Annotated in this window: 1 protein-coding gene; it reads right to left on the reverse strand. The window is 64.7% G+C overall.

Going from position 1 to position 5,024, the window contains the following annotated elements:
* Positions 1-5,024, reverse strand: a 5,024-nt coding sequence (locus M5B96_RS32075) for a non-ribosomal peptide synthetase (RefSeq protein ID WP_248801152.1), incomplete at both ends; no start/stop codon positions are given.

Raw genomic sequence — 5,024 nt, forward strand, 5'->3', positions numbered from 1 at the left:
AGCTTCAAAGAGGCCATGCAAGGTCAGGTCCTGAGGGTAATCAACCGCAGTGGCATTGAAATCTTCCAGCAACTGCCCGCGCTGCTCCTCGTCCAGCAACGGAATCTCCGCGATCAGCGCCCGCTCATCGGCCACCATCCCACGCAGCATGGCTTCCAGATAACCCAGGCAACGCCGCATGGTGCTTTCGTCGAACAACGCCGTGGCGTATTCCAAGGTCCCGAACAGACGATCGCCCACCTCGGTCATGTCCAGCAGCACATCGAATTTGGCCGTGCGACTGGTCACCCCGACGCCTTGCAGGGTCATATCACCCAGCGCCAGATCGACGTCCTCGGTGTTCTGCCAGGACAACATCGCCTGGAAAATCGGGCTGTGGGACAGGCTGCGCTGCGGACGAACCACTTCCACCACCTGCTCGAACGGCAGGTCCTGGTTGGCCTGGGCGCCCAGGGTCTGACGCTTGACCTGTTGCAGCAAGGCTTCGACGCTCAACGCTGCCGGGACTTCAACCCGCACCGCCAGGGTGTTGACGAAGAAACCGATCAGGTCCTCGACCTCCGCGCGCAGACGGTTGGCCGCCGGCGTACCGATCACCACGTCATCCTGTCCGGACAGCCGGCTCAGCACCGCGGCCCAGGCGGCCATGACCGTCATGAACAAGGTGGTGCCCTGGCGCTGGCTGAGGGCCTTGAGACCACGGGTCAGGTCGGCATCGAGGGCCAGGCCCAACAGATGCCCGCTGTAGTCCTGCTGCGCCGGACGTGGCCGGTCGCTCGGCAAGGCCAGCAAGACCGGCGCACCGGCCAGGGCCTGTTGCCAATATTGCCCTTGCTGTTGCAGCACTTCACCGCTCAGCCAGTTGCGCTGCCAAACCGCATAGTCGGCGTACTGCACCGGCAAGGCCGGCAACGGATCTTCCGCGCCCTGGCGGAAGGCCTCGTAAAGCACGCCCAGTTCGCGGGTCAGGACCCCGGCGGACCAGCCGTCCGAGATGATATGGTGCAAGGTCACCAGCAGCACATGGTCGTCATCGGCCATGCGCACCAGACGCCCGCGCACCAGCGGACCACGGACCAGGTCGAAGCGCTCGCGAGCCTCTTCGGCGGCGATGGCCAACAGCTCCTCTTCCGCCTCCGCCTGGCCGGCCAGCACATGCAATTGCAGGTTGAAGCCAATGTCAGCCGGGGCGATACGTTGTTCCGCATCCTGCCCCTGCAGTTGCACAAAGGTCGTACGCAGCGATTCGTGACGGGCAACGATACGATCCAGCGCCCGCTTGAGAGCAATACGATCCAGGGCACCACGCAAGCGCAGCCCGGCGGGAATGTGATAGGCCGAACTGCCGCCGTCCAGTTGCGCCAGGAACCACAGACGCTGCTGGGCGAACGACAACGGCAAGGCCTGCTCACGGGACACCGGCACGATCGGCGGCTGGCTGCTGCCGGCGGCTTGCGCCAGCACCTGGGCCATTGCCGCCAGCTCTGGCTGGGCGAAGATATCCGCCAGGCTCAGCTCTACGCCCAGGCGTTGACGCACCTGGGAAATCAAGCGCATGGCCAGCAGCGAGTGCCCACCGAGGTCGAAGAAGTGGTCGTGACGCCCCACCTGCTGCAGATTCAGCAGGTTCTGCCAGATCTGCGCCAAGGCCGTCTCGGTGGCGCTTTGCGGGGCGACATGCTCGCGACTGGCAAAAGCCTCGTCAGCCGGGGCCGGCAAGGCCTTGCGGTCGAGCTTGCGGTTCGCTGTCAACGGCAGCGCGTCGAGAATCACGAAGGCACTCGGCAGCATGTACTCGGCCAGTTGCGGCGCCAGTTCTGCGCGCAAGCCGGCGACATCCAGACTCGCCTCCGGCTGGGCGACCACATAGGCCACCAGGCGTTTTTCCCCGGGACGGTCTTCCCGGGCGATCACCGCTGCTTCCTTGACCCCGGAGCAACCGCCGAGGCGCGCCTCGATTTCCCCCAGTTCAATGCGGAAACCACGGACCTTGACCTGGAAGTCATTGCGGCCCAGGTATTCGATACGACCGTCGGCCATATAGCGCGCCAGGTCGCCCGTTTTATACATCCGGGCGTCAGGGCCGGCGCTGAACGGATCAGCGAGGAAGCGCTCGGCGTTGACTTGCTCGAGATTCAAGTAGCCCCGCGCTACACCATCGCCACCAATAAAGATTTCACCCGCCACGCCATACGGCACGGGTTGCTGATGGGCATCGAGCAGATAAATCCGGGTGTTGGCCATCGGCTTGCCGATGGTTGCGTTGCCGCTGCCCTCACTGCCGGCCAGCGCATCGTGGGAGACATAAGCGGCGGTGCAGGACACCGTAGCCTCGGTCGGACCATAGGTGTTGACCAATCGGGTATGCGCCGGACGGACTTCATCCCAGAGCTTGAGCTTCTGCGCCGACAGGGCATCACCAGTGACGTTGATCAGGCGCACATCGGCCAGACGCTGCGCGGCGACCTGTGGCTGGCTGTGCCATTCGGCGGCCAGGGTGTGCCAGTGCGCAGCGGTCATATGCAGGAAGGTCGGATGAATGCCGCGATCCTCCGTGCCCTCGCTGCCGAAGATCTCCCGACTTGGCGCCAGGGTGGCCCCGGCCAGCAGCGCCGGGAAGATTTCCTCCACCGACAGGTCGAAGTTCAAGGTGTTCTGTTGCAGCACGGTATCAGCAGGAGCCAGGCCGAACAGGCGCGCGGCGTCGAGGCTGTAGTTGACCAGGCCACGGTGTTCGATCATCACTCCTTTCGGATTGCCGGTAGAGCCGGAGGTATAGATCACATAGGCCAGATTGCGCGCGCCCAGGGCAGCTACCACAGGATTGTCGTCACGCTCGCTGAAGCCCCGGCGCTGATCGTCGTCCAGCAACACCAGCGGCAGATCCAGCACCGGCAAACGGCCTTGCAATGCACGCTGGGTCAGCAAGGCCGACGGCTTGCTGTCCTCGATCATGTAGACCAGGCGCTCGGCCGGGTAAGCCGGGTCCAGAGGCACATAGGCCGCACCGGCCTTGAGCACACCCAACAGGCCAACCATCATCTCCACACCGCGTTCGACGCAGATCGCCACCCGATCGTCCGGGCCGATGCCCAGGCCGATCAGGTGATGGGCCAGGCGGTTGGCTTCGCGGTTCAGCTCGGCGTAGCTCAGGCGCTGCGACTGGAACGCCATCGCGATAGCCTCCGGTTGCGCCAGGACCTGTTCTTCAAACAGCTGATGAATCGTGCTGTCCTGCGGATAAGGCACCTCGGTCGCGTTGAGCCCCACCAGCAGGTGCTCACGCTCGACGGCATCGAGCAACGGCACGCGCTCCAGCACTTGGCTGTCGTCGGCAACCATGGCTTCCAGCAAACGCTGGAAGTAACCGAGGTAACGAAGCATGGTGCTTTCGTCAAACAGTGCCGTGGCGTATTCCAGCGAACCGAGCAGCCGACCTTGGGCCTCGCCCAGATCCAGCGAGATATCGAACTTGGCCAGGGTCTGGCTTGCACCCAGGCCTTCGAGCTGCAGATCGCCGAGGGCGAAGTCCGCGCCGCCCATGTCCTGCCAGGTCAGCATCGCCTGGAACACCGGGCTGTGGGACAGGCTGCGCAGCGGCTTGATCACTTCCACCACTTGCTCGAACGGCAGGTCCTGATGCGCCTGGGCGCCCAGGGTCGCGGTCTTGACCCGCGCCAACAGAGCCTCGGTCGTCGGTTGCGCGCTGAGGTCGACACGGATCGCCAGGGTATTGACGAACAGGCCGATCAGCCCTTCGACTTCACTGCGCATGCGGTTGGCCACCGGCGAACCGATCACCACGTCGTCCTGTCCGGCCAGACGCCCCAGCAGCGCGGCCCAGGCGGCCATGACGGTCATGTACAAGGTGGTGCCGTGACGCTGGCCGAGGGCCTTGAGGCCACGGGTCAGGTTTTCATCGAAGGTCACCGGCAGCGCGGCGCCGGTATAGTCCTGTTGTGCCGGACGCACCCGGTCGGTAGGCAGCATCAACAGTGCCGGCGCTTCTGCCAGGGCCTGCTGCCAATAGCCGCACTGCTTTTGCAGCAGCTCGCCACTGAGCCAGCGACGCTGCCAGACGGCGTAGTCGAGGTAATGCAACGCCAACGGCGCCAACGGGTCATCCTGGCCCTGAGTGAACGCTTCGTAGAGCGCAGCCAGTTCGCGGGTCAGTACGGCAATCGACCAGCCATCGGAGACGATATGGTGCATGGTCAGCAGCAGGACATGGTGGTCCTCGGCCATACGGATCAGACGGCCACGGATCAACGGCCCCTGTTCCAGGTCGAAGGCTTGCACCGCCTCCTCGTTGGCCAGGACCTGGAGTTTCTCCTCGGCCGCCGCCAGCCCCTGCAAATCGTGCAGTTGCAGACTGAAACCGGCGTCCGCCGAGGCGATCCGCTGCAATGGCTGTTCGTCATCACCGAGGATAAAGGTGGTGCGCAAGCCTTCGTGGCGCGCGACGATGCGCTCCAGCGCCCGTTGCAGGGCCACGCGGTCAAGGGTGCCACGCAGGCTGAGGCCGGCGGGCATATGGTAGGCCGCGCTGGCACCTTCCATCTGCGCAAGGAACCACAGACGCTGCTGGGCGAAGGACAACGGCCAGGCCTGGTCACGTGCCACCGGCATGATTTCCGGCAACGTGCTGCGCCCGGCCTGGGCAAGCACCTGGGCCAGGGCCGTCAGTTCCGGATGGGCAAACAGTTGCGCCAGGCCCACCTCGACCCCCAGACGCTGGCGGATCTGCGAAATCAGACGCATCGCCAGCAACGAGTGACCACCCAGTTCGAAGAACTGGTCATGCCGGCCGACCCGGGACAGGCCCAGCAGTTCCTGCCAGAGCTGGGCCAGGGCGATTTCGATATCGCCTTGCGGCGCTTCGTAGCCACGGCTGATCAGCGCATCGCTGTCCGGGGCCGGCAGGGCCTTGCGATCGAGCTTGCCGTTCGGGGTCAGCGGCATGGACTCAAGCAGCACGTAGGCCGCCGGAACCATGTACTCCGGCAACTGTTCCTGCAGGTGCA

The organism is Pseudomonas sp. MWU13-2105 (assembly GCF_023242315.1).
Taxonomy (GTDB): domain Bacteria; phylum Pseudomonadota; class Gammaproteobacteria; order Pseudomonadales; family Pseudomonadaceae; genus Aquipseudomonas.